This is a genomic window from Devosia salina, from assembly GCF_019504385.1.
Taxonomy (GTDB): domain Bacteria; phylum Pseudomonadota; class Alphaproteobacteria; order Rhizobiales; family Devosiaceae; genus Devosia; species Devosia salina.
The window spans coordinates 441,978-462,407 of the sequence record NZ_CP080590.1 but is presented as its reverse complement, the minus strand read 5'-3'; the positions used below and the strand labels follow the sequence as shown (position 1 = coordinate 462,407).

General features: G+C 64.2%; 19 protein-coding genes, 1 other RNA gene and 1 pseudogene. 14 read left to right on the top strand and 7 right to left on the bottom strand.

Annotated elements, in window-relative coordinates:
* The first annotated feature begins 160 nt into the window (after window positions 1-160).
* Window positions 161-850, top strand: a complete 690-nt coding sequence (locus tag K1X15_RS02225; protein ID WP_220305875.1) for a methyl-accepting chemotaxis protein — start codon at window positions 161-163, stop codon at window positions 848-850.
* On the opposite strand, the gene K1X15_RS02220 is transcribed toward K1X15_RS02225, so the two are convergent.
* Complete coding sequence (locus K1X15_RS02220) at window positions 851-1,624, bottom strand: SDR family NAD(P)-dependent oxidoreductase (RefSeq protein ID WP_220305874.1); 774 nt, start codon at window positions 1,622-1,624, stop codon at window positions 851-853.
* Between the two features lie 132 nt (window positions 1,625-1,756).
* On the bottom strand, window positions 1,757-3,082 hold the full coding sequence (locus K1X15_RS02215; protein ID WP_220305873.1) for a hypothetical protein: 1,326 nt from the start codon (window positions 3,080-3,082) through the stop codon (window positions 1,757-1,759).
* Between the two features lie 347 nt (window positions 3,083-3,429).
* On the opposite strand from K1X15_RS02215, the gene hemA reads away from it, so the two are divergent.
* From hemA to K1X15_RS02195, 4 genes are all read left to right on the top strand, one after another.
* Window positions 3,430-4,710: a 5-aminolevulinate synthase gene (gene hemA / locus K1X15_RS02210; RefSeq protein WP_220305872.1), complete on the top strand. Its 1,281-nt coding sequence runs from the start codon at window positions 3,430-3,432 to the stop codon at window positions 4,708-4,710.
* A 169-nt stretch (window positions 4,711-4,879) separates the two neighbouring features.
* Window positions 4,880-5,365, top strand: coding sequence for a flavodoxin family protein (locus K1X15_RS02205; RefSeq protein ID WP_220305871.1), 486 nt, complete (start codon window positions 4,880-4,882; stop codon window positions 5,363-5,365).
* Entirely contained in the window at window positions 5,362-5,676 is a 315-nt protein-coding gene (locus tag K1X15_RS02200; RefSeq protein ID WP_220305870.1) for a DUF4342 domain-containing protein, read from the top strand. Before K1X15_RS02205 ends, K1X15_RS02200 begins: the two co-directional genes overlap by 4 nt.
* A 13-nt stretch (window positions 5,677-5,689) precedes the next feature.
* Window positions 5,690-6,493: a DUF6544 family protein gene (locus K1X15_RS02195; protein ID WP_220305869.1), complete on the top strand. Its 804-nt coding sequence runs from the start codon at window positions 5,690-5,692 to the stop codon at window positions 6,491-6,493.
* A 374-nt stretch (window positions 6,494-6,867) separates the two neighbouring features.
* Here the strand turns inward: K1X15_RS02195 and K1X15_RS02190 are convergent, their stop codons facing one another.
* Both K1X15_RS02190 and mscL read right to left on the bottom strand, forming a co-directional pair.
* Complete coding sequence (locus K1X15_RS02190) at window positions 6,868-7,503, bottom strand: response regulator transcription factor (protein WP_220305868.1); 636 nt, start codon at window positions 7,501-7,503, stop codon at window positions 6,868-6,870.
* 282 nt (window positions 7,504-7,785) lie between these two features.
* Window positions 7,786-8,229 carry a large conductance mechanosensitive channel protein MscL gene (gene mscL / locus K1X15_RS02185; protein WP_220305867.1) on the bottom strand — a complete coding sequence of 148 codons (444 nt, stop codon included), beginning with the start codon at window positions 8,227-8,229 and terminating at the stop codon, window positions 7,786-7,788.
* Window positions 8,230-8,403: 174 nt separating this feature from the next.
* On the opposite strand from mscL, the gene K1X15_RS02180 reads away from it, so the two are divergent.
* Both K1X15_RS02180 and K1X15_RS02175 read left to right on the top strand, forming a co-directional pair.
* Window positions 8,404-10,020 (top strand): ATP-binding response regulator, encoded by a 1,617-nt coding sequence (locus K1X15_RS02180; protein WP_220305866.1) that lies wholly within the window; start codon window positions 8,404-8,406, stop codon window positions 10,018-10,020.
* 83 nt (window positions 10,021-10,103) lie between these two features.
* Complete coding sequence (locus tag K1X15_RS02175) at window positions 10,104-11,030, top strand: pirin family protein (protein ID WP_220305865.1); 927 nt, start codon at window positions 10,104-10,106, stop codon at window positions 11,028-11,030.
* Here the strand turns inward: K1X15_RS02175 and K1X15_RS02170 are convergent.
* A complete protein-coding gene (locus K1X15_RS02170) occupies window positions 11,027-11,866 on the bottom strand; it encodes an LOG family protein (RefSeq protein ID WP_220307399.1) in 840 nt (279 codons plus the stop codon). The two genes, K1X15_RS02175 and K1X15_RS02170, sit on opposite strands and share 4 nt — an antisense overlap.
* Before the next feature lie 113 nt (window positions 11,867-11,979).
* On the opposite strand from K1X15_RS02170, the gene K1X15_RS02165 reads away from it, so the two are divergent.
* From K1X15_RS02165 to recR, 6 genes and pseudogenes are all read left to right on the top strand, one after another.
* Entirely contained in the window at window positions 11,980-12,861 is an 882-nt protein-coding gene (locus K1X15_RS02165) for a DUF817 domain-containing protein (protein WP_220305864.1), read from the top strand.
* Between the two features lie 98 nt (window positions 12,862-12,959).
* Complete coding sequence (locus K1X15_RS02160) at window positions 12,960-14,585, top strand: EAL domain-containing protein (protein ID WP_220305863.1); 1,626 nt, start codon at window positions 12,960-12,962, stop codon at window positions 14,583-14,585.
* Between the two features lie 17 nt (window positions 14,586-14,602).
* An RNA gene (gene ffs / locus K1X15_RS02155) (signal recognition particle sRNA small type) lies at window positions 14,603-14,698 on the top strand.
* 129 nt (window positions 14,699-14,827) lie between these two features.
* Window positions 14,828-16,585, top strand: a pseudogene (locus K1X15_RS02150) (DNA polymerase III subunit gamma/tau); the annotation flags it as partial.
* The gene (locus tag K1X15_RS02145; protein WP_220305861.1) at window positions 16,582-16,905 is read left to right on the top strand and encodes a YbaB/EbfC family nucleoid-associated protein; all 324 of its coding nucleotides are present in this window, start codon (window positions 16,582-16,584) and stop codon (window positions 16,903-16,905) included. The pseudogene K1X15_RS02150 and the gene K1X15_RS02145, both read left to right, overlap by 4 nt.
* 12 nt (window positions 16,906-16,917) lie before the next feature.
* Entirely contained in the window at window positions 16,918-17,514 is a 597-nt protein-coding gene (recR, locus tag K1X15_RS02140) for a recombination mediator RecR (protein WP_220305860.1), read from the top strand.
* Between the two features lie 256 nt (window positions 17,515-17,770).
* Here recR and K1X15_RS02135 read toward each other — a convergent pair whose 3' ends face one another.
* On the bottom strand, window positions 17,771-18,247 hold the full coding sequence (locus tag K1X15_RS02135; protein ID WP_220305859.1) for a hypothetical protein: 477 nt from the start codon (window positions 18,245-18,247) through the stop codon (window positions 17,771-17,773).
* Between the two features lie 74 nt (window positions 18,248-18,321).
* Window positions 18,322-19,749 (bottom strand): DNA recombination protein RmuC, encoded by a 1,428-nt coding sequence (locus tag K1X15_RS02130; RefSeq protein WP_220305858.1) that lies wholly within the window; start codon window positions 19,747-19,749, stop codon window positions 18,322-18,324.
* 133 nt (window positions 19,750-19,882) lie between these two features.
* Here K1X15_RS02130 and def point away from each other — a divergent pair, with 133 nt between their 5' ends.
* On the top strand, window positions 19,883-20,398 hold the full coding sequence (gene def, locus K1X15_RS02125; protein ID WP_220305857.1) for a peptide deformylase: 516 nt from the start codon (window positions 19,883-19,885) through the stop codon (window positions 20,396-20,398).
* Window positions 20,399-20,430: the final 32 nt, after the last annotated feature.

The following is a 20,430-nucleotide window of genomic DNA, read 5'->3' as shown; positions in this document are numbered from 1 at the left end:
GCGTGATGAGGGGAAGAGCCTGAACCGGGGATGAATGGCCGTCTATCGGCGGATACTGAGCCTACGTTTTAAGCATTCCTGCCATGTGTACAAATTCTAGGCTGAATTTACCTTTGCTTATCCAGCGGCGGATGAGATTGGGGCAGCCAGGGAGACCAGGATGCCGCCCTCCGACGATTCCGCCCATATCGATGCCGGCCTTGGCCTGCTGATCAACCTGACCGGCAAGATGCGCATGCTGTCGCATCGGACAGCGATGTTCGCGATGCTGATTGCCGGGCAAGATCGCCCGGACCCGGGCCATCTGGAACGGTTCGATGGCGCCGCAAGCGAGTTCGGCAGCATCTATCGCGCCTTGTGCGAAGGCGATGAAGGCCTGGGGGTCACCGCCACAGTGGCCGGGGCACTGGCCGATACGGGCGCCTTCGGGCAGGACACCAAGGCGCCGATAGAGCGCTTCCTCGACCTCGTGCACAGCCTGCGCCAGGGTTTTGAGGCCGGTTCGGCGGCCGAGGCGCCAATGGCGCGACTGGTCGACCTGGTTGCCGGAGACCTGTTGACCACGCTGAATGCCCTGATGGCTGCGGTCAGCACCACACTCAATGCCCGCATAGGCGCACGCCGGGCCCAGAACGAGCAATCGCGCGCCGCCATGCTCAGGGCGATCGGCTCGATCAACGATGTCAGCCTCAAGGTGAAACTGATCTCGCTCAATGCCAGTATCGAGGCAGCGCGTGCCGGCCCCTATGGCAAGAGTTTTGGCGTCATTGCCGCCGAAATCCGGACCCTCAGCGAGGATGCGGCCCGATCGGCCAAGGGCCTGCTCGAACAGATGGACCGCCCGGCCTGATTACCCATTGGCCCAGCCCGCATCGACCAGGAAATGCTGGGCGGTGATCATGGCGCTGTCCTCTGCTGCGAGAAACAGGGCCAGGCGCGCGCAGTCCTCGGGCGTGAGGGCTTCGGGGATGGCCTGGCTCTGCTTGATATCGGCCAGGGTTTCGGCGTCGATCCAGAGTTCGAGCTGGCGTTTTGTCATCACCGCGCCGGGCACCAGGGAATTGACCCGGATGCCCGACTGGCCCAGTTCGCGGGCCATCGACCGGGTGAGCCCGTGAATGGCGGCCTTGGCCGTCTCGTAGATCGGCAGGCCGGGAGTCATGATCATCCAGCTGATCGAGCCGTAATTGATGATCGAGCCCCTGCCCGCCTTTGCCATGCCGGGCGCCACGGCCTGGATGGCGAAGAAGGCGTGCTTGAGATTGACCGCCATGCGCTGGTCCCATTCCTCGGGCGTGACTTCACCCCATTGGTGGCGCTGATCGTGCGCGGCGTTGTTGACCAGCACCAGCGCATCGCCGTGCAGGCGGGCGAATTCGGCGATGGCGCCTTGATAGGCCGGAATATCGGTGACGTCACAGCGGATGAAATGGACATGGGCGCCGCCATGCCTGAGTTCGGTCGCCAGCGCCTCCCCGGCCTCGGCGGCAATATCGACAAAGCCGACCCTGGCGCCCTGCCCCGCGAAAGCGCGGACCATGGCTTCGCCAATGCCGGACGCCCCGCCGGAGATGACGACGGGACAGTCCTTGAGGCTGGGATAGCTGGCGAAAGGGGTCGTCATGGCGGCATCCGGGTCTGAGAAACGTCCCCAGATAACCCCGCCCGGCGCGATCGGGCAAGAGCATTCTGATGTACGTACGTCAGAACGCTCCCACGCCACAGTCCGTGGGCGAATGCCCGGCTGTCGCGGCCGTCAGCGCAGGCGTTCGACCGAGGGGGCCATAGTGTGCGGCGTGACTTCGCGCCGTTCGATTTCCTCGAGCAGGGCGGACACCTTGTCGACATGGGCGATGTGACGCTGCTCCATGGAGAAGTTGAAGGTCACATAGTCGCGGCTGGGACAGAAGGTGCAGATGTTCACCTCGGAATGCCAGGCGCCGCAATAGAGCGGCTCGACCAGGCCATGGGTCATGGGGCCATAGGTGCGGTGCGGCGGCACCAAAGTGAGCACGATATGGTTGCCGCCATTGAAGCGCCAGAACCGCTTGTTGGGCAGGAAGGGGAGGATGCGATTGACCGCCCGCATCGCCTTGAACATGGAATTGATGACCACCTGGAACGAGGTGATGTCCTTCTGCTCGATCCCCGCAACGGTGTTGTCGACGGCGCGGACATAGTCGACGAAATCGTCCATGACCTTGAACTTGGCTTCGAGCGCGCGGACGCGGAAGAAGTCGTCGTCCGTGTCGTTCCGCTTGGTGTCGAGCATGGTGTAGTTGGCGCCGATCACCTTCTTGCTCATGTGCTTCTCATCGCCCTCGCCGTTGAGGGCGTGGGTGACGAGGGCAAACATGAGCGAGCGCTGGCGGACGCCGAGCTTGTTGGCGAGGAGGCGCAGGCGGTGGCGCTCGATGGCCAGGGTCCTGAAGCCCCAGGGCTGCTCCTTGGGGGCCAGGATATTGGCCAGGACCAGGTAGATGAACGTGGTCAGGCCACCGCGCAGGGCGCTCTTGAGGCGATCGCCGAAAGGCAGCTTGTTGGACTTGTCCGACTGCACGCCGTGACTGGCGGAGGCGGAGCGGGTCAGAAGCGCGGAGTCCGAACCTTCGAGCAGAGCGTGGCTGGAGCGGACCTGGAGCACCGCCGCCCGACCCTGCGCATCGGGGCCGCCGCGCCGGACCGCCGCCATGACGCGGAACAGGGGCAGGTCCTTGCGCTCGAAAATATCGGCAGACTTGCTCAGCCACTTGTCCGGGTAGCCATCGAACTCGTCGACCATTTCCACCGAAGTGATGGCATCAAGCAGATGCTTGGGAAAGGGCTGGCCCGGCTGGGCGCCGACAAAGCCATGCGTAAGCTGCGGCGCCAGCGCGATCATCTCAGCCACCATATTGGCCAGGCCGTCCTGATCGTAACTCTGGGTGGAGAAGGCGGTAAAGAACACCGTGTCGCGTCCCTCATAGAGGAACCACTGGAAATCGGTGAACAGGGCCTGTGGGTTCCGCTCTACTGCGGCACGGGCCAGGGCCAGCGCATCGGTTTGCTGGCCGGCAAAACTCGAAGACGAAAAACTCTTCACGCGAATAACTCCCCTCAAGTCCCTCCCAGGACGATTGATCTAAGCGCGTTCGAGACAATCTATCAACAAAGAGTGAAAGGTCCGGTTAACCAGGGGGATGGCCGCTCTACTTCGCGACACCAGACCAGGCCGATGCAGAAGGGCGTGGACCGATGGTTGGCAGCGCCAGCGGCTTACTCTAGAATGGTTCTCATGTTTTCTGGCCACCCCCAATGCGCACAAGGGGTTAGCTGTGCCAGCGCGTCGAATTGACCTATGTCAAAGCGAGGCGGCGGGGAATAGGTAGAGCATATCAGAGCAAGGTTCGGCTGCCCCGTCGTTCCGGTGCTCGCAAAGGAACGGCTCCCATGGATTATCGTGGCATTTTCGAGGATGCAGTGGATTCACTGCGGGCAGAGAAGCGCTATCGCGTCTTCGCAGACCTCGAAAGGATCGCCGGGCGCTTCCCCCGCGCCGTCTATCGCGACGATGCCGACAATGCCCGCGAGATCACCATCTGGTGCTCCAATGACTATCTGGGCATGGGCCAGCACGCCAAGGTCGTGGCCGCCATGCAGCAGACTGCCGGAACGATGGGCGTTGGTGCCGGCGGCACCCGCAATATCTCGGGCACCAACCGGCCACTGGTCGAGCTGGAGCGCTCGCTCGCCGACCTGCACCGCAAGGAAGCCGCGCTCGTGTTTACGTCGGGCTTCGTGTCCAACGAGGCGGCAATCTCCACCATTGCCCGACTCCTGCCCGACTGCATCATCTTCTCGGACCAGCTCAACCATGCCTCGATGATCCAGGGCGTGCGCCAGAGCGGCATGGAAAAGAAGATTTTCCGGCACAATGACGTGGCGCATCTGCGCGAGCTTTTGAGCCAGGTCGACCGCAAGCGCCCCAAGCTGATCGCCTTCGAGAGCGTTTATTCCATGGATGGCGACGTCGCGCCCATCAAGGAAATCTGTGATCTGGCCGAGGAATTCGGGGCGCTGACCTATATCGACGAAGTCCATGCGGTGGGCATGTATGGTCCGCGCGGCGGCGGCATTGCCGAGCGCGAAGGCCTGATGGATCGCATCGACGTCATCGAGGGCACGCTGGCCAAGGGCTTTGGCGTCATGGGCGGCTATATTGCCGCCAATCGCGCGGTGATCGATGCCGTGCGCTCCTATGCGCCCGAATTCATCTTCACCACCGCCCTGCCCCCGGCGCTGTGCGCCGCTGCCCGCGCTTCGATCGAGCATCTGAAGGGCAATGGCGAAGAGCGCCAGATGCACCAGCGCCAGGCGCGGCTGACCAAGGCGATCCTGGCCGATGCCGGCCTGCCAGTGATGGACACGCCGACCCATATCGTACCGCTGATCGTGGGCGACGCCCGCGCCGTCAAGGCGGCGAGCGACATGCTGCTCGACAAGCACAATATCTATATCCAGCCGATCAATTATCCCACCGTGCCCAAGGGGACGGAGCGGCTGCGCATCACCCCGACGCCGCTGCATACCGACGAGATGATCTTCGAGTTGCGGCACGCGCTGGTGAGCGTGTGGACGAGCCTGGAACTGCCACGCGAGGCCGCCGATGCGGCCATCACCGCGAGTAAGCTCACCTCCGGCGACCTGACCCTGCCCAGCCTGGGCGGCTGAGGGCAGCCGGGCCCCAAACGATCCGTATCGGGACATTGCGCCAGCCAGAGCCGTGATGACGGCCGCTGGCAGGCGCTGTGACGGCTCCAATCGGCACCCAGTTTGACCGGTATCAAGGCGTGGCCGCATTTGCGTGCCATGGTGCCCCGCAGATCGGCGGGAGCACGACATGTCCATCCTCATCGTCTATGACAGCATTTTCGGGAATACCGGCCAGATCGCCAAGGCCATGGCCGAGGAACTGTCCCGCACGCACCAGACCCGGCTTGCCTCGGTCCAGGAGGCCCGCGATCTTGACCTTTCCGATGTCGAACTGCTGATCGTGGGATCGCCGACGCGCGGTTTCCGACCCACTCCGGCCATCCAGGAATTTGCCTGCCGCCCCGACCTGTCCGGCCGCGCAGCGGCTTTCGACACGCGCCTCGATCTTGAAACCATCGAGCCGGCGCCGCTGCGCTGGGTGATCGGTGCGGGCGGTTATGCGGCAGAACGCCTGCATCGCGAGCTGTCCGAGCATGGCTGCACCATGGTGGGCGACACGGCGGGCTTTGTCGTGCTGGGGCAGGAAGGACCGCTCAAGGACAATGAAATCGAACGGGCGGCAAGCTGGGCACGGGGCCTGGTGGACGCACCGACAATGGAGGGACGCGCATGAGCGAGGACCAGAGGGACCGCAGCTTTTCCGAAGAGATCGAAATTGCCGGGCACCAGTTGATCGAACGGATCAAGGAACTGGTGGCCGAGGGCAATATCAGGCTGCTGCGCATTCGTGCCGAGAACGGCCAGATCTTTCTTGAAATCCCGCTCACCACTGGCGCCATCGCCGGCGGGGTGGTGGTGCTCACCGCTCCCTGGCTCGCCGCCATCGGCGCCATTGCCGGCCTGGCGGCCCGCGTGAGCATCGAGATCGTTCGCACCAAGGATGACTCCAGCGAAGGGGGCAATGGGCCCTCCCAGGGGGACTGATATCAGGCCTTTCATGCTGATCGTCGGCGTTGTTGTTGTGGGCCTGGTTCTCGTTGCCGTCTTCAGGTCGGTGCAGTTCGCACAGGGGATCGAGGCGCAACGCCGGCAATTGCTGGCCGTCCAGGCAAGCGGCCCGGTCGACATTGCCGCCCTGCCGGACCTGGTGCGCGCCTTTGCCGAACGCAATGGCGGCCGGCGTGGCGGTCCAGAAACGATGGTGATGCAGCAGCAGGCAGAAATGCGGCTGGCACCGGATCAGGCCTATTTCGAGCTTGCTGCCGAGCAGGTCTTCGCTACCCGGCGGCCGGGCTTCGTCTGGCAGGCTCGGGGCAAGATGGCATCAGTGGTTCCGGTGTCGGTCGTGGACAGCTATGTGGACGGGATCGGCACCCTGGAGGCGCGTGTGGGCGGGGTGCTCACCGTTGCCCAAAGCGTCGGGCCGGAAACCGCCAGGGGCGAGGCCATGCGCTATCTGGCCGAACTGCCATTCAATCCCGACGCCATCCTCAACGCACCGGACCTGCATTGGGAGCAGGTGGATGCGGACACCGTCGCGGTTTCGCTCGAGACCATTGGCGGGTTGGCGCGTGTGCTGCTGCATTTCGATGCGGCCGGCGATGTCATCGCCGCCAGTGCGGCGGACCGACCCCGCGATGTCGATGGCACGACTGTGCCCACGCCATGGCTGGGCCACTTCTCCAGTTACGACGTGATCGGCGGATACCGCCTTCCCCTGACCGCCGAAGTGGCCTGGCAACTGCCCGCCGGAGAGTTCGTCTATTGGCGGGGCCACATTACTGCGTTCGGCGCCGAATAGGAGGCGCTGGAGCGGCTCTTTTCCGCTCGCGCCGCTTTCGTGGCGCCACTCGCCATTCGGGCACGCTACCTCGCCACTCGAGCCGCCACTCGACCATAGGTCTCGTGGCCTCCTCGCCTCCGGTCACGCCACCGGCGTGCCCGGCCCTGCGGGACGGGTCGGAGTCTCATGGCCTTCTCCGCTTTCGTGGCGCCACTGGCGCCACTCGCCCTTCGGGCACGCTACCTCGCCATTCGAGCGTAGCTCTCATGGCCTTCTTGCCTTCAATCGCTCCACTGGAGCGATTGATCCTGCGGACCGGCTACCTCGCCATTCGAGCGTAGCTCTCATGGCCTTCTCCGCTAAAATCGCTTCACTGGAGCGATTTCTTCACGCTACGAAGTCAGGACGATGCGGAGGAGGTCGGCGGTGTTGCGGGCGCCGAGCTTTTCCATGACCCGGGCGCGATGCACCTCGATGGTGCGCGGGGAGATGCCCAGTTCGCGCCCGGCCTCCTTGTTGGACTGGCCATTGGTGATCAATTGCAGCACTTCGCGCTCGCGCGGAGCGAGCTGGGAGAAGCCCCGCACTTCGACTGCGCGACTGCCCGCCTGCATGGCGCCCAGATGCACATCCTTGCGCAAGGCATCGCGGATGACAGTGAGCAGCATTTCGCTGTCGATGGGCTTGGCCAGGACATCGGTCGCCCCGAGCTTCATGGCCGTCACGGCGGCGTCCACCCGTGGCGTATTGGCGAGCATCACCACCGGCGCGCCGGTGCGCAGCGCCTTGACGCGGCGCAGCACGCCCAGGCCGCTTTCCTCGCCAAGATCAAGATTGGCGACCACCACATCGGGCCGGCGCCGTTCGACGGCGACGGCGAAATGGGCTGGTTCAAGGGAGAACACGGTCTGGAAACCTTCGAGCCGGAACAGCACGCTCAGCGCCTCGCAGGTCCCGGCATCCGGGTCAACGATATGGACCAGACGGTCCCGATTGAGAAATGCGTGGTAATAGGTATGCGTGTTCATGCCATAGCCCCTTCCGGCAGGTTCATTTCCAGAACCGGACAAGCCCGGACACGCAACGTTCCGCCTGGCAGAGCGCACACTCTGCCAGCGCTGCACCTCTGCCCCGGTGTCCCGCAAGTGTAGTTTGCTCTAAGTGGTCGCGCCGTCCGATACGAACAAATACGCGGAATGCGTAGGATGTACTACCTAGAGTCTAGGGATATATTCGCCTACCGCGACTGTCAACGACAATATTCCTATACCTTAACCCAAACAAAGCCGGCATCGCTGCCGGCTTCAGGCTCAGCTCTTGCTGCCGGCGCGGATCGCGTCGCGAATTTCGGTAAGCAGGACTTCCTCCTTGGAGGGGGCCGGCGTGGTTTCGACCGGTTCCTTGGCGGCCTCGCGCTTCATGGAATTGATGCCCTTGACCACCATGAACAGCACGAAGGCGATGATGGTGAACTTGACCACCGCATTGATGAAGAGGCCGATATTAAGGGTGGCGACGCCCGCCTCCTTGGCCGCGGCGATCGAGGGGACCGCGACATCATTGGGGTTGGAGAGGACGATGAACAGGTTGGAAAAGTCGATGCCACCAATGATAAGGCCAATGAGCGGCATGAAGATGTCGTCCACGATCGAGGAGACGATGGCTCCGAAAGCCGCACCGATGATCACACCGATCGCCAGATCGATCATGTTGCCCTTGATGGCAAAATCCCGAAATTCCTTGAAGACGCTCATCTCAACCCTCGCGCTTGGTCCCTGTTGTCCCACTCAGCCGGCCGGAACGGTTAACCGGACTTAACGATTGCCGGGCTTTGCGTGCAAAATCAATGGGTCCAATGGTGGTCTTGCGCCGCTTGGGTGGCGGGCCGATAAGACAGTCACGACTGTCCAGCCCGGGTTCACTGCGCCATGACGCTGCTCGACCACGATCCCGTCCGGGCCATCACGCTGGCCATGGACCATATTCCGCAAGGCGTCGCCGTGTTCGATGCCGGGCTGCGGCTGGTCGCGTCCAACCAACGCTACAACACGCTGCTGGCCCTGCCGGCCGATCTCGTGCGCGCTGGCTCGGCGCTGTTCGACATCGCCCTGTTCATGGCCGAGCGTGGCGATCTGGGGGCCGGTGATCCAGCGCAGCTGGCGATCGAGCGCATCAAGGTGCTGACGGGCGCACCCACTTCGGTCACCCAAAGGCAGGGCAAGACCGGCCAGGCGCTGGAGTTCTATTCGAGCCGCCTGCCCAATGGCGGCCTCGTGATCAGCTTTTCGGACGTGACCGCCCGGGTGCGGGCCGAACAGCAGCTCGAGCAGATCAACCAGACCCTGGAGCATCGCGTGGAGGAGCGCACATCGGCGCTCAAGCAGGTCAATTCCGAACTGGAAGTGGCCCGCGCCAAGGCCGATGCTTCCAACCATGACAAGACGCGGTTCCTGGCGGCGGCCAGCCACGACCTGCTGCAACCACTCAATGCGGCGCGACTCTATACTTCGACGCTTATCGAACGCGCCAAGTCGACCGCCTTTGCCGAGCTGGCCAATTCCATCGAGGCCTCGCTGACCGCCGTCGAGGACATCATGTCGGCGCTGCTCGACATCTCCCGCATCGACAGCGGGGCGCTGAAGCCTGCCCCAATGCCCATCCGGGCGCAGGACCTGCTCAAGAAGACCGAGGTGGAATTCGGCCCCATGGCGCGTGAGCGCTCGATTTCACTGCGCATCGTGGCCACAAAAGCCAATGTGCTTGCCGACCGGTCGCTGGTCGGACGGATTGTGCAGAACCTGGTGTCGAACGCCATCAAGTACACGCCGGTGGGTGGCAAGGTGCTGGTGGGGCTGCGCAAGCGTGGCAATCGCTGGCGGCTGGACGTTGTCGATACCGGCATTGGGTTCAACCGCGACCAGCATCGCCTCGTGTTCGCCGAGTTCTCGCGGCTTGAACGCGGCGCGCGCATGGCCCAGGGGCTGGGGCTGGGGCTTTCCATCGTGCAGCGCCTGGTGTCGGCGCTCGACCTGACGCTCGAACTCGACAGCCGCGAGGGTCATGGATCGCGGTTCTCGCTCTACCTGCCGGCGGTGCGCAATGTCCGGCCGGTCAGCGAAGCGGAAACACCCATGGGCGAGCCCGGCTTCGGCACGCTGAGCCTCAAAGTGCTCTGCGTGGACAATGAGCGCGCGATCCTGGAAGCGATGGAGGGGTTGCTGACCCATTGGGGCTGCGATGTGCGCACGGCCCTCTCGCTCAAGCAGATCGACCGCGAACGCCTATTGGAAGGCTGGTATCCCGACCTGGTGCTGATGGATTATCACCTCGACCAAACCTCGGGGCTCGATGCGATCGAATGGTTGCGGCACAATCTGGGCGGGCACCTGCCTGCGGCCCTGGTGACCGCGGACCGCAGCCCCGCGGTGCGGGCACTGGCCGAGGATCGCGGCATTGCCGTCATCACCAAGCCGGTCAAGCCGGCCGCCCTGCGCGCCACCATCAGCGGGCTGGCCAACCAGAGCAGCAGCAAGCGCGGCGGCTGAGGCGGTTACACGATTGTGCCGCCTCGACAGGGCCGCGGGTGAGGGCGTTTGATTGGCCCGCATCAATCCAGTGGAGTGCGGCGATGACTTGGCTGCCAGACTATGACCCCATTGCCGGCGATACCCAGAGCTGCGATGCGCTGGACCTTGTCGTGGTGCCGCGCACCCGCGACCTGGGGGGCGGCTTTCCGGTGCGGCGCGCCCTGCCCCATGGCAAGAGGCAGATGGTAGGGCCGTTCATCTTCTTTGATCATTTCGGGCCGGTGCAATTCCTGGCCGGGCAGGGCATGGATGTGAAGCCGCACCCCCATATCGGGCTCTCCACCGTCACCTATCTCTTCGATGGCAAGATCACCCATCGCGACAGCGAGGGCCATGTGCAGGACATCCGCCCCGGCGCCATGAACCTGATGACCGCCGGGCGCGGCATTGCCCATTCGGAGCGCACGCCGGAGGTGGAGCGGGCGCAGGGCCAGACCATGCTGGGCCTGCAGAGCTGGATCGCCCTGCCAGAGGGCCAGGAGGAAATCGATCCCAGCTTCCAGCATTTCGCGGCCGAAGACCTGCCCATGGTGCGTGATACCGGCCTTTCGGCCCGGGTGATTGCGGGCTCGGCCTTCGGCAAGACCGCCCCGGTGGCGATGGTCTCGGACTGGTTCTATGTCGAGGTGGCACTGGGGGCCGGCATGAGTGCGCCGCTCGACACGCAATACGAAGAGCGTGCTATCTATGTGGTGGATGGCACGGTGGCGATTGCCGGGGACGAATTTGAAGGGCCGCGCCTGCTGGTGTTCCGGCCGGGCGACGCCATCACCGTCAGGGCAGTGACACCGGCGCGGATGATGTTCCTGGGTGGCACGGCGCTTGAGGGGCCGCGCTATATCTGGTGGAACTTCGTGTCCTCGAGCCAGGAGCGGATCGAAGAGGCCAAGGAGGACTGGAAGCAGGCCCGCTTCGCCCCCGTTCCCGACGAGACCGAGTTCATCCCATTGCCGGAAAAGAGCTATTAGCCACCGCGCCAGACCGGCTCGCCCATCTGGGGGAGATTGTAGAACTGGCGCACCACGTCCCAGCCCTCCTTGGCCGTGTCCACGAGGGTGAAGAGGTCCGGGTCCTCAGGCGAAATCGTGCCGGCTTCCGCCAGCGCCTCGAGATTGATCACACGGGTCCAGAAATCCTTGCCGAAGAGCAGCATGGGGATGCGTTCCATCCGGCCGGTCTGGATCAGGGTGAGCGATTCGAAAAATTCGTCCAGCGTGCCGAAGCCGCCCGGAAACACCGCCACCGCCTTGGCGCGCATGAGGAAGTGGATCTTGCGGGTGGCGAAATAGTGGAAGTTGAAGCTCAGATCGGGCGTCACATAGAGATTGGGCGCCTGCTCATGTGGGAGCACGATGTTGAGGCCGATAGAGGGCGCGCCCATATCGGCCGCGCCGCGATTGCCTGCCTCCATGACGCCCGGACCGCCCCCGGTGGTCACCACGAATTCCTTGAAATCGAGCGAGGCCGCGGTCTGCGAGGCGAGCTGGGCGAACTTGCGGGCCTCGTCATAATAGCGTGACGCGGCCTCGAGATTGCGGCGCTGGGTCTCGTTCTTGGCGGCCCAGGCCGGCTTGCCCGGCTCGGGAATGCGCGCGCCGCCGAACAGGACCACTGTGGAATTGATGCCGTGTTCGCGCAGGCGGAATTCGGGCTTGAGATATTCGAGCTGGAAGCGGACGCCGCGCGTGTCTTCCGAGGTCATGAATTCATCGTCGGCAAAGGCCAGCCGATAGGCCGCGCTACGCGTCTGGGGCGTATCGGGGGCCTTGCGCGATACGGCGATATCCTCGCCCGATGTGCGCATGGAGGTGGGATGGCGGCGTTTGGCCAAGGCGAACTCCCTGTTTGCCGGACGCCACAATTCGGCGTACTTCCCATGGGCATAACCAGCCGGGATGGTTCGGGCAAGGGCGGGGCATGGCCAATCGGTTCACGAGTGTGGAAGCGGCGATCGACCGCGGCGCCCATGCTGTGCTGGCCCGGACGCCGCGCGGACCGCTTGCGGACGGGCTGATCGAGTTCCTGGTGTTCGGACTGAAACAGGCCTGGGCCTGCCTGTTCGGCGGGCTGATGCTGGGGATGATCCTGGCCACCCGGCTGTGGTGGCCGGAGATCGGGCTTCACCGCTATGACTTCTGGTTTCTGACGGCGCTGACGATCCAGCTCGGCATGATCGTGTTTCGCCTGGAGACGCTTGACGAGGCGCGGGTCATCCTGATCTTTCACCTGGTGGGAACCGGGATGGAATTGTTCAAGACCGCGGCCGGTTCATGGATCTACCCCGAACCGGCGCTGATCCGGATTGCCGGCGTACCGCTGTTTTCCGGCTTCATGTATGCCTGCGTTGGCAGCTATATGGCGCGTATCCAGCGCATCTTCGACATCCGCTTCACGCGCTACCCGCCGATCTGGATGACCGCGGTGCTGGCGCTTGCGATCTATGTGAACTTCTTCACGCACCACTACATGTTTGATTTCCGCTGGCTGCTGTTCGCGGCGATTGCGCTGCTCTACTGGCGCAGCTGGATGCATTACCGGGTGTTTCGCTTTGCCCACCGCATGCCCATGCTGCTGGCCTTCCTGCTGGTGGCGCTGTTCATCTGGGTGGCCGAGAATATCGGCACCTGGTCGCGGGCCTGGATCTATCCCGAGCAGGCAGATGGCTGGTCTGTGGTGAGCTGGAGCAAGCTCGGCTCGTGGTATCTGCTGATGCTGATTTCGGTGGTGCTGGTGACCCTGGTCCACCCGCCGCGGCCGCATCGGGAAGGCGGCGAGCCGGCGCAACGCACCGCTCCCTGACTTGCCCATCAAGGCACGGCCCGGGCAGGCTCTAGGAAGTTGTCAACACAGTTGCGCTAGCTTTTGCCGGAACTGAGTGCAGGGTGTGGACCCAGAACTTGTCGGCTATCCGGAAGCATATTGCCCTGATCGCCACGCTGGTGGCCGCGCTCCTGGCCATTCTCGTGCCTGTGGCGCTCTCGATCTATTTCGCCGACCGCGAGGCCACCAATGCGGAGTTCGGCCGCGCCATGGGCTATGCCCAGGATGTGCTGCGCCGGTCCGAGGGGACCTCCGAGCAAATCCTTGACGGCATCAACCGGCTCGCCGCGCTCAATGACCCCGAGGGCTGCAGCGACCAGAGCGTGGCGCTGATGCGCCATATCGACCTGGCGTCGAGCTATATCCAGGCCATCGGGCGGATTGAGGGCGACCGGCTGGTCTGCTCGTCGCTAGGCCTGGGGGGCACCAAGCTCAACCTGGGTCCGGTCGACGTGGTGCAGAGCTCGGGCGTCAAGATCCGCACCAATGTCACCCTGCCCTTTGCCGAAGGCTCGAGCTTCCTGGTGGTCGAGGCGGCCGGCTATGCCACGATCATCCACAAGGACCTGCCGATCGACACGGCACTGGACGTCCCCGATGTCTCGCTGGCCACTTATTCCCAACAAAGTGGGCAAATCCTGACGCAACGCGGCTTTATCGATCCGGCCTGGCTGCAAACAGCCAACGGCGGCACCACGCGACAGTTCATAGAGAACGGCAATCTGGTGGTGGTGGCACCCTCGGGTCGTTTCCAGATCGGGGCGGTTGTCGCGCTGCCCATTGCCCAGCTCAATAGCCGCATCCAGAGCGTGGCGCTGGTCGCGCTGCCGGTGGGAATAGCGGCCGGGGCGATCCTGGCGATTGCCATTGTCTATCTGGCGCGGCAACAGCGTTCGATGCCCAATCTCATCCGCGCAGGGCTGCGGCGCAACGAATTCTACCTGGAATACCAGCCCGTGGTCGATCTGGTGACCGGCAAATGGGCTGGCGCGGAGGCGCTGCTGCGCTTCAGGCACGGGACGGAACTGATCCGACCGGACATCTTCATTCCCTCTGCCGAGGAGGCCGGGCTGATCCAGCAGATTTCCCGGCGGGTGGTGGGCCTGGCCTGCCTGGACGCAGCCGGGCTGTTCAGGGAATTCCCGTCGCTGCATCTGGGCATCAACCTGTCGGCGGCGGACCTGGCCGACCACCAGACCCTGTCGCTGATCGACACCCTGACCGAAGCGACCGGGGCGCGATCGGGCAATCTGATGGTGGAGGCCACCGAGCGCAGCTTCACGGACCCCGAGACCGCGGGCCCCATTATCCGCAAGCTGCGTATGAGCGGCGTCCTGGTGGCCGTCGATGATTTCGGCACCGGCTATTCCAGCCTTTCGACCCTGCAGGCGCTGGAGCTGGACTATCTCAAGATCGACAAGGCCTTCGTGGATTCGCTGGGCACCGGCGCCGCGACCAGCAGCGTGGTGGCCCATATCATCGATATGGCCAAATCGCTCAACCTCAAGATGATTGCCGAGGGCGTGGAGACTGCCGAACAGGCGCAGATGCTGCGCGAGCTGGGCGTGCAATATGCCCAGGGGTGGCTGTTTGGCCGGCCCATGATCTATCGGCAGTTCATCGACATGGTGCGCCGGCAGCATGGCGGCCACGGCCATTTGATGCGTCCCGGTTCGGACACACCCTTGCATCCGGCCCAATAAATTCGCATATAGGCCCCGGGAGGTTGGCGCGGACGTGTTCCTCGCCAACCGGGTCAGGTCCGGAAGGAAGCAGCCCCAACGAGATCCTCACGGGTCGATGCCAGCCTCCTACTGCAATTCCCTGTTCAAGACCGGGCTTTGGGCCCCGCAACATGGCGTCGAGCTTTTGCGGTCGGCGCGCCATTGCCCTATGGTCGGGACCATGATGCAAGGCAGATTCCCGATGCGCGACAAGGCAGGACGGCATGGCTGAAACCCAGACCACGCCCTATCTGGTGCTGGCGCGCAAATACCGCCCGCGCGATTTCTCGACCCTGGTGGGCCAGGATGCCATGGTGCAGACGCTGGGCAATGCCTTTGCGCAGAACCGGATCCACCATGCCTTCATCCTCACCGGCGTGCGCGGCGTGGGCAAGACGACCACCGCCCGCATCCTGGCCCGCGCCTTCAACTACGAGGACGAGACCGGGCGCCACCCCACGCTCGACCTGGAGACAGAAGGCACGCATTGCCGCGCCATCATCGAGGGCCGGCATGTGGACGTGGTGGAGATGGACGCCGCCTCCAATACCGGCATCAACGACATCCGCGAGATCATCGACTCGGTCAAATACGGGCCGGTATCGGCGCCCTACAAGGTCTATGTGATCGACGAGGTGCACATGCTCTCGACGGCCGCCTTCAACGGGCTGCTGAAAACGCTCGAAGAGCCGCCGCCTTATGTGAAGTTCATCTTCGCGACGACGGAAATCCGCAAGGTTCCGATCACCATCCTGTCGCGCTGCCAGCGCTTTGACCTGCGGCGCATCCCCGCCGAGGTGATGTCGGCCTATCTGGAAAAAATCCTCGGGCAGGAGGGCATCGGCTTCGAACCGGACGCGCTGGCCATGATCGTGCGCGCCGGCGAGGGATCGGCCCGCGACTCCCTCTCGCTGCTCGACCAGGCCATTGCCCATGGCAATGGATCGGTCACGGCGGCGACCGTGAAGGCGATGCTGGGACTGGGCGACCGGGCGCGGATCATCGACCTGTTCGAAGACCTGATGGGTGGCCGCATCGCCGAAGCGCTGACAGCGCTGCGCGAACTCTATGACCTGGGTGCCGACCCACAGACCCTGCTGGCGGACCTGGCCGAATTCACCCATCTGGTGACCCGCATCAAGGTGGTGCCGGCCGCGGCCGACGATGCCTCATTGACGCCCGATGAGCGGACGCGCGGTGCGGACCTCGCACAGCGCCTGCCCATGCGGGCGCTGACCCGCGCCTGGCAGATCCTGTTCAAGGGCAATGAGGAAACGGCGCGGGCCGGCAATGCGCTGCAGGCGGCGGAAATGACGCTGATCCGGCTGGCCTTTGCCGCGGACCTGCCCAGCCCGGACGAGGTGATTTCGAAGCTGACCCAGCAGGGCAACCTGCCCAGCGGATCGAGCGCCCCGCAACTGCCGCCACGCGGCCCCTCGGGCGGCGCTTCGGCCATGCGCATGGAAGCCGTGCAATCGGCGCCTGCGCCTGCGGCCGTCGCACCGCCCTCGCCCGCGATTCCGGCGACGCGGCCACAAGCGGTTGCCCAGCCGGCTCTGGCAAGTGTGGCCAGCTACAAGGACCTGATCGCGCTGGCGGCGGCGAAGCGCGACGTGCTGGTGAAGCTGGCGCTGGAAAGCCAGATGCGGCCGGTCAGTTTCGAGCAGGGCCGCATCGAGGTGGCGCTGAGCGATGGTGCCGATCCGGGTATCATCGCCACGCTTTCGGCCAGGCTGCAGACCTGGACCGGGCAGCGCTGGCTGGTGATGGTCTCGACCAAGGCGCCGGAGGGTCTGACCATCCGGCAGGAGAAGGAACAGCGCAAGGAGGCGGCCACCGCCGCCGCGCATGACGATCCGCTGGTCAAGGCCATATTGGAGACATTTCCCGGGGCCAAGCTGGTGAACGTGTCGGTGCGCGACGAGGAAGCCGCACCAGCCGAACTGGCGCCACCCCCACTTGAAGAGGACGACGAATGAAAGACATCATGGGCATGATGAAGGCCGCCGGCGAGATGAAGGCCAAGATGGAGGCCATGCAGGCCGAGCTGGCCGAGCTTGTGGTTGAAGGGCGCTCGGGCGGCGGCATGGTGAGCGTGTCGCTGAGCGGCAAGGGCGACATGCGCGGGCTCAAGATCGATCCGTCGCTGCTCAAGCCCGAGGATGCCGAAGTGGTCGAGGACCTGATCGTGGCCGCCTATAACGACGCCAAGGGCAAGAGCGAGGCCGAAGCGCAGCGCAAGATGGCCGAAGTGACCGCGGGCCTGCCCATTCCGCCGGGCATGAAGCTGCCGTTCTAGGCTGGTGCCAGATTGGCCACCTGCGGACCTGAAATCGAACAGCTGATCCAGCTCCTGGCGCGCCTGCCGGGGCTTGGCCCGCGCTCGGCGCGGCGGGCGGTGCTGCACCTGATCAAGAAGAAGGAGCAGCTGATGCTGCCCCTGTCAGCGGCGCTGGACCGCGCGGTCGTGGCCGTGAAAAGCTGCGAAGTCTGCGGCAATGTGGATACGACAAGTCCCTGCTCGATCTGCGCTGATCCGCAGCGTGGGGAAAGCGGCATCCTGATCGTGGTGGAGGACGTGGCCGACCTCTGGGCGCTGGAGCGCGCCGGGGTGGGCCAGGTGCGCTATCATGTGCTGGGCGGGGTGCTGTCGCCGCTCGACGGGGTGGGGCCGGATGACCTCAACCTCGAAGGGCTGATCGCGCGAGCGCATGATTATTCGGAAATCGTGCTGGCGATGAACGCCACCGTGGAAGGCCAGACCACCGCCCATTACATCACCGACCGGCTCGCGGGCACGAATATCAAGGTGACCCGCCTGGCCCATGGCGTGCCGGTGGGCGGGGAGCTGGACTATCTCGACGAGGGCACGCTGAGCCAGGCGCTCAAGGCGCGGACGGTGATTTAGCCGGGCTGATTGCGCTAGCGGTTTCGATCCACACAAAGATACCCCCACCCTAGTTTCGCTACGCCCCACTGGGGCTAGCTGCACTACCCTCCCCACATGGGGGGAGGGAGTGGATGAACACCAGCATTGCGGCCTGCGCCTCCCTCCCCTTGATGGGCTTCGACTTGTCCCGAAGGGCAAATCTCTCCGGTGGAGAGATTTGAGAGGAGAAGGAATGAGGGTGGGGTGACAGCCGGCCTCTCAGCGCGTTGCAACCCTAGTGCAGATGCGGGTCGAATTCTTCGCTGCCATGCCAGACGTGGTCGTCGTCGACAGGGCCGTCCTCATCTTCTTCATAGAACTCGTCCTCGCCGATAAGGGCTTCGCGGGCCTCGGTATCGTCCGGTGCAAGGGCATCGAGATGGTCGGCCGGATCGGATGCCATGGCCGCATCGACATTGCCGGTGTCATCGGTATTGTCGAGATCACGCTGCAATTCGGCGATGGCGCGATCAAGTTCCTCGAGCAGGGGCACGGGGTCCTGTCCGCCGAAATCGCCACTTTCGCGCGCCGCCGCCTCGGCCCTCATTTCGCGCAGGCGCTCGAGCCGATCCCGCGCGGGGCGGTCATCACCGTAAAGCAGGTCCTCGATTTCGCTCTGGCTGTAGGGCTGGGCGATACCGGGCGTATCGGCGTTGTCGAAACTGGTTTCCTGGGGCACCAGACTGCCCGGATGATCGTGGTTCTGCACCATGTCGGCCTCCCTTATGCAGTTTCACAGGGAAGGAACGCATCACCACCGCGCGGGTTCGATCACATGCCGCTTTTTCAGTTGAGGTCGCCTGGCTCGTCCTTGACCAGCCGCAGGGCCGGCTGGGGCTCGTCGGCCCCACCTTCCCAACCCTGGGGGAGGGGTTTGCTGGACTTGGCGCCCAGTTCGCGCAGCATTTCGACCTGACGCACCACATTGCCGCGCCCGGAGGTCAATTGGTCCCGGGCCTTGGCATAGGCCCGCTGGCTCTTGTCGATGGCATCGCCCACCTGGTCCATGGTGCCAAGGAAGCCCGCCACCTTGTCGAAGAGCTGGCCGGCGCGCTCGGCGATCTCCTCGGCATTCTGATGGCGCTTTTCGATGTCCCAGACATTGCGCACGGTGCGCAGCACGGTCATCAGCGTGGTCGGCGTCGTCAGCATGACGCCCTTGCCCATGCCGAACTCGACCAGCTTGGCGTCGTGCTGGATGGCGGTGGCCAGCGCGGATTCGATGGGCACGAACATCATCACATAGTCGAGGCTGGACTTGGCGGCGCGATGATAGGTCTTGTCGCCCAGCGTGGTGATATGGCCGCGCACCGAGGTGATATGGGCGCGCAGATGCTGCTCGCGGTCATCCTCGGGACTGTTCACAAAGGCCTCGAACGCCGTCAGCGAGACCTTGGAATCGATGACCAGCCGGTCGCCATTGGGCATGAGGATTTCGACATCGGTGCGGACCCGCTGGCCGTCCTCGCCGGCATGGCTCTGCTGGGTGAAATATTGCTCGCCCTCGCGCAAGCCGGATTGTTCGAGAATGGTGGAGAGGATCATTTCGCCCCAGGCGCCCTGGGTCTGCGAATTGCCCTTCAGCGCCCGCGTCAGGTTCTGCGCCTCGGTGGTGATCTGCAGATTGCTTTCGGCCAGCGCGCGGATGCGCTCACCCATGGCCGAGCGGTCTTCCACGAGGTTCTTGTGGAACTCGGTGATCTTGTCCTGCAGGGGCTTCAGAAGCGTGTCGACCTGCTCGCGGTTCTGCTTGGTGAAGGTCTCGCTATGGGTTTGCAGCACCTCGCCGGCAATGGCCTTGAACTCGTCGGTCATCTGCTGGCGGGCTTCCATGAAGCGCTTCAAATTTGCTTCGTTCTGGCGGGCCTGTTCGTCGAGCCGCGTGCGCATGGCCGCCAGCTCGGACTGAAGCCCGCTCGATTTCTCGCGCTCGGCATCGAGCAGGTCACTGGCCCGTTCGCGCTCTCGCTCCACCTGCACTTCAAGGTCGCGGATGCGGCCGTCGCGGGTGGCGACCTGTTCGAGGAAACTGGCCTTGAGGCCTTCCGCCGCCTCGCGCGCAGCCTGCTCGGCCCGGGCAGCATTGGCGCGGGCGGACAGCACCAGCCAGACGACAAGGGCGACAAGCAGCACGACGCCACCGGCGAAGAGCGCCATGGCGGCGGTGACGGGAAAATCACCCAGGGTGAAGACGATGGTATCGAGATCGCGCATTGGCCCACTCTAGTGCGATTCTGCTGTTCGCAAAATGTTCCGCATGCGCGGGTGATTGAAGGCCCGCACAGTTGACCCCGAAGCCGGAAATCGCCATATCGGGGGCAATCCACTCTTCGCCGGACTTTTCGACATGGCCATTCGCCCCATTCTGATCATTCCCGATGCGCGCCTGCGCGCCGTTGCCGACCCGATCATCGAGGTCGATGACGAGATCAAGGCGCTGGCCAAGGACATGCTGGACACCATGTATGACGCGCCGGGTATAGGCCTGGCTGCGCCGCAGATCGGTGTGATGAAGCGCATCGTGGTGATGGACCTGGCGGGCGAGGGCGAGCCCCCTGCCCCGCTCGTGATGATCAACCCTGAAATCACCCATTTCGGCGAGCAGATGCAGGTGACCGAGGAAGGATGCCTGTCCATCCCCGAACTCTATTACGAGGTCGAGCGGCCCAATGACGTGACGGTGAAATATACCGATCTCGAGGGCAAGGAAGTGGTCAAGGAAGCCGAGGGCAAGCTGGCCGTCTGCATCCAGCACGAACTCGATCACCTCGATGGCGTGCTCTATATCGACTATCTCAGCCGCTTGAAGCGCGATCGCGTGATCAAGAAGTTCGACAAGGCCGCCAAGCGCGCGGCCGGCTGATCTGCCACCATCGATCTGCGGACACAGGGAGC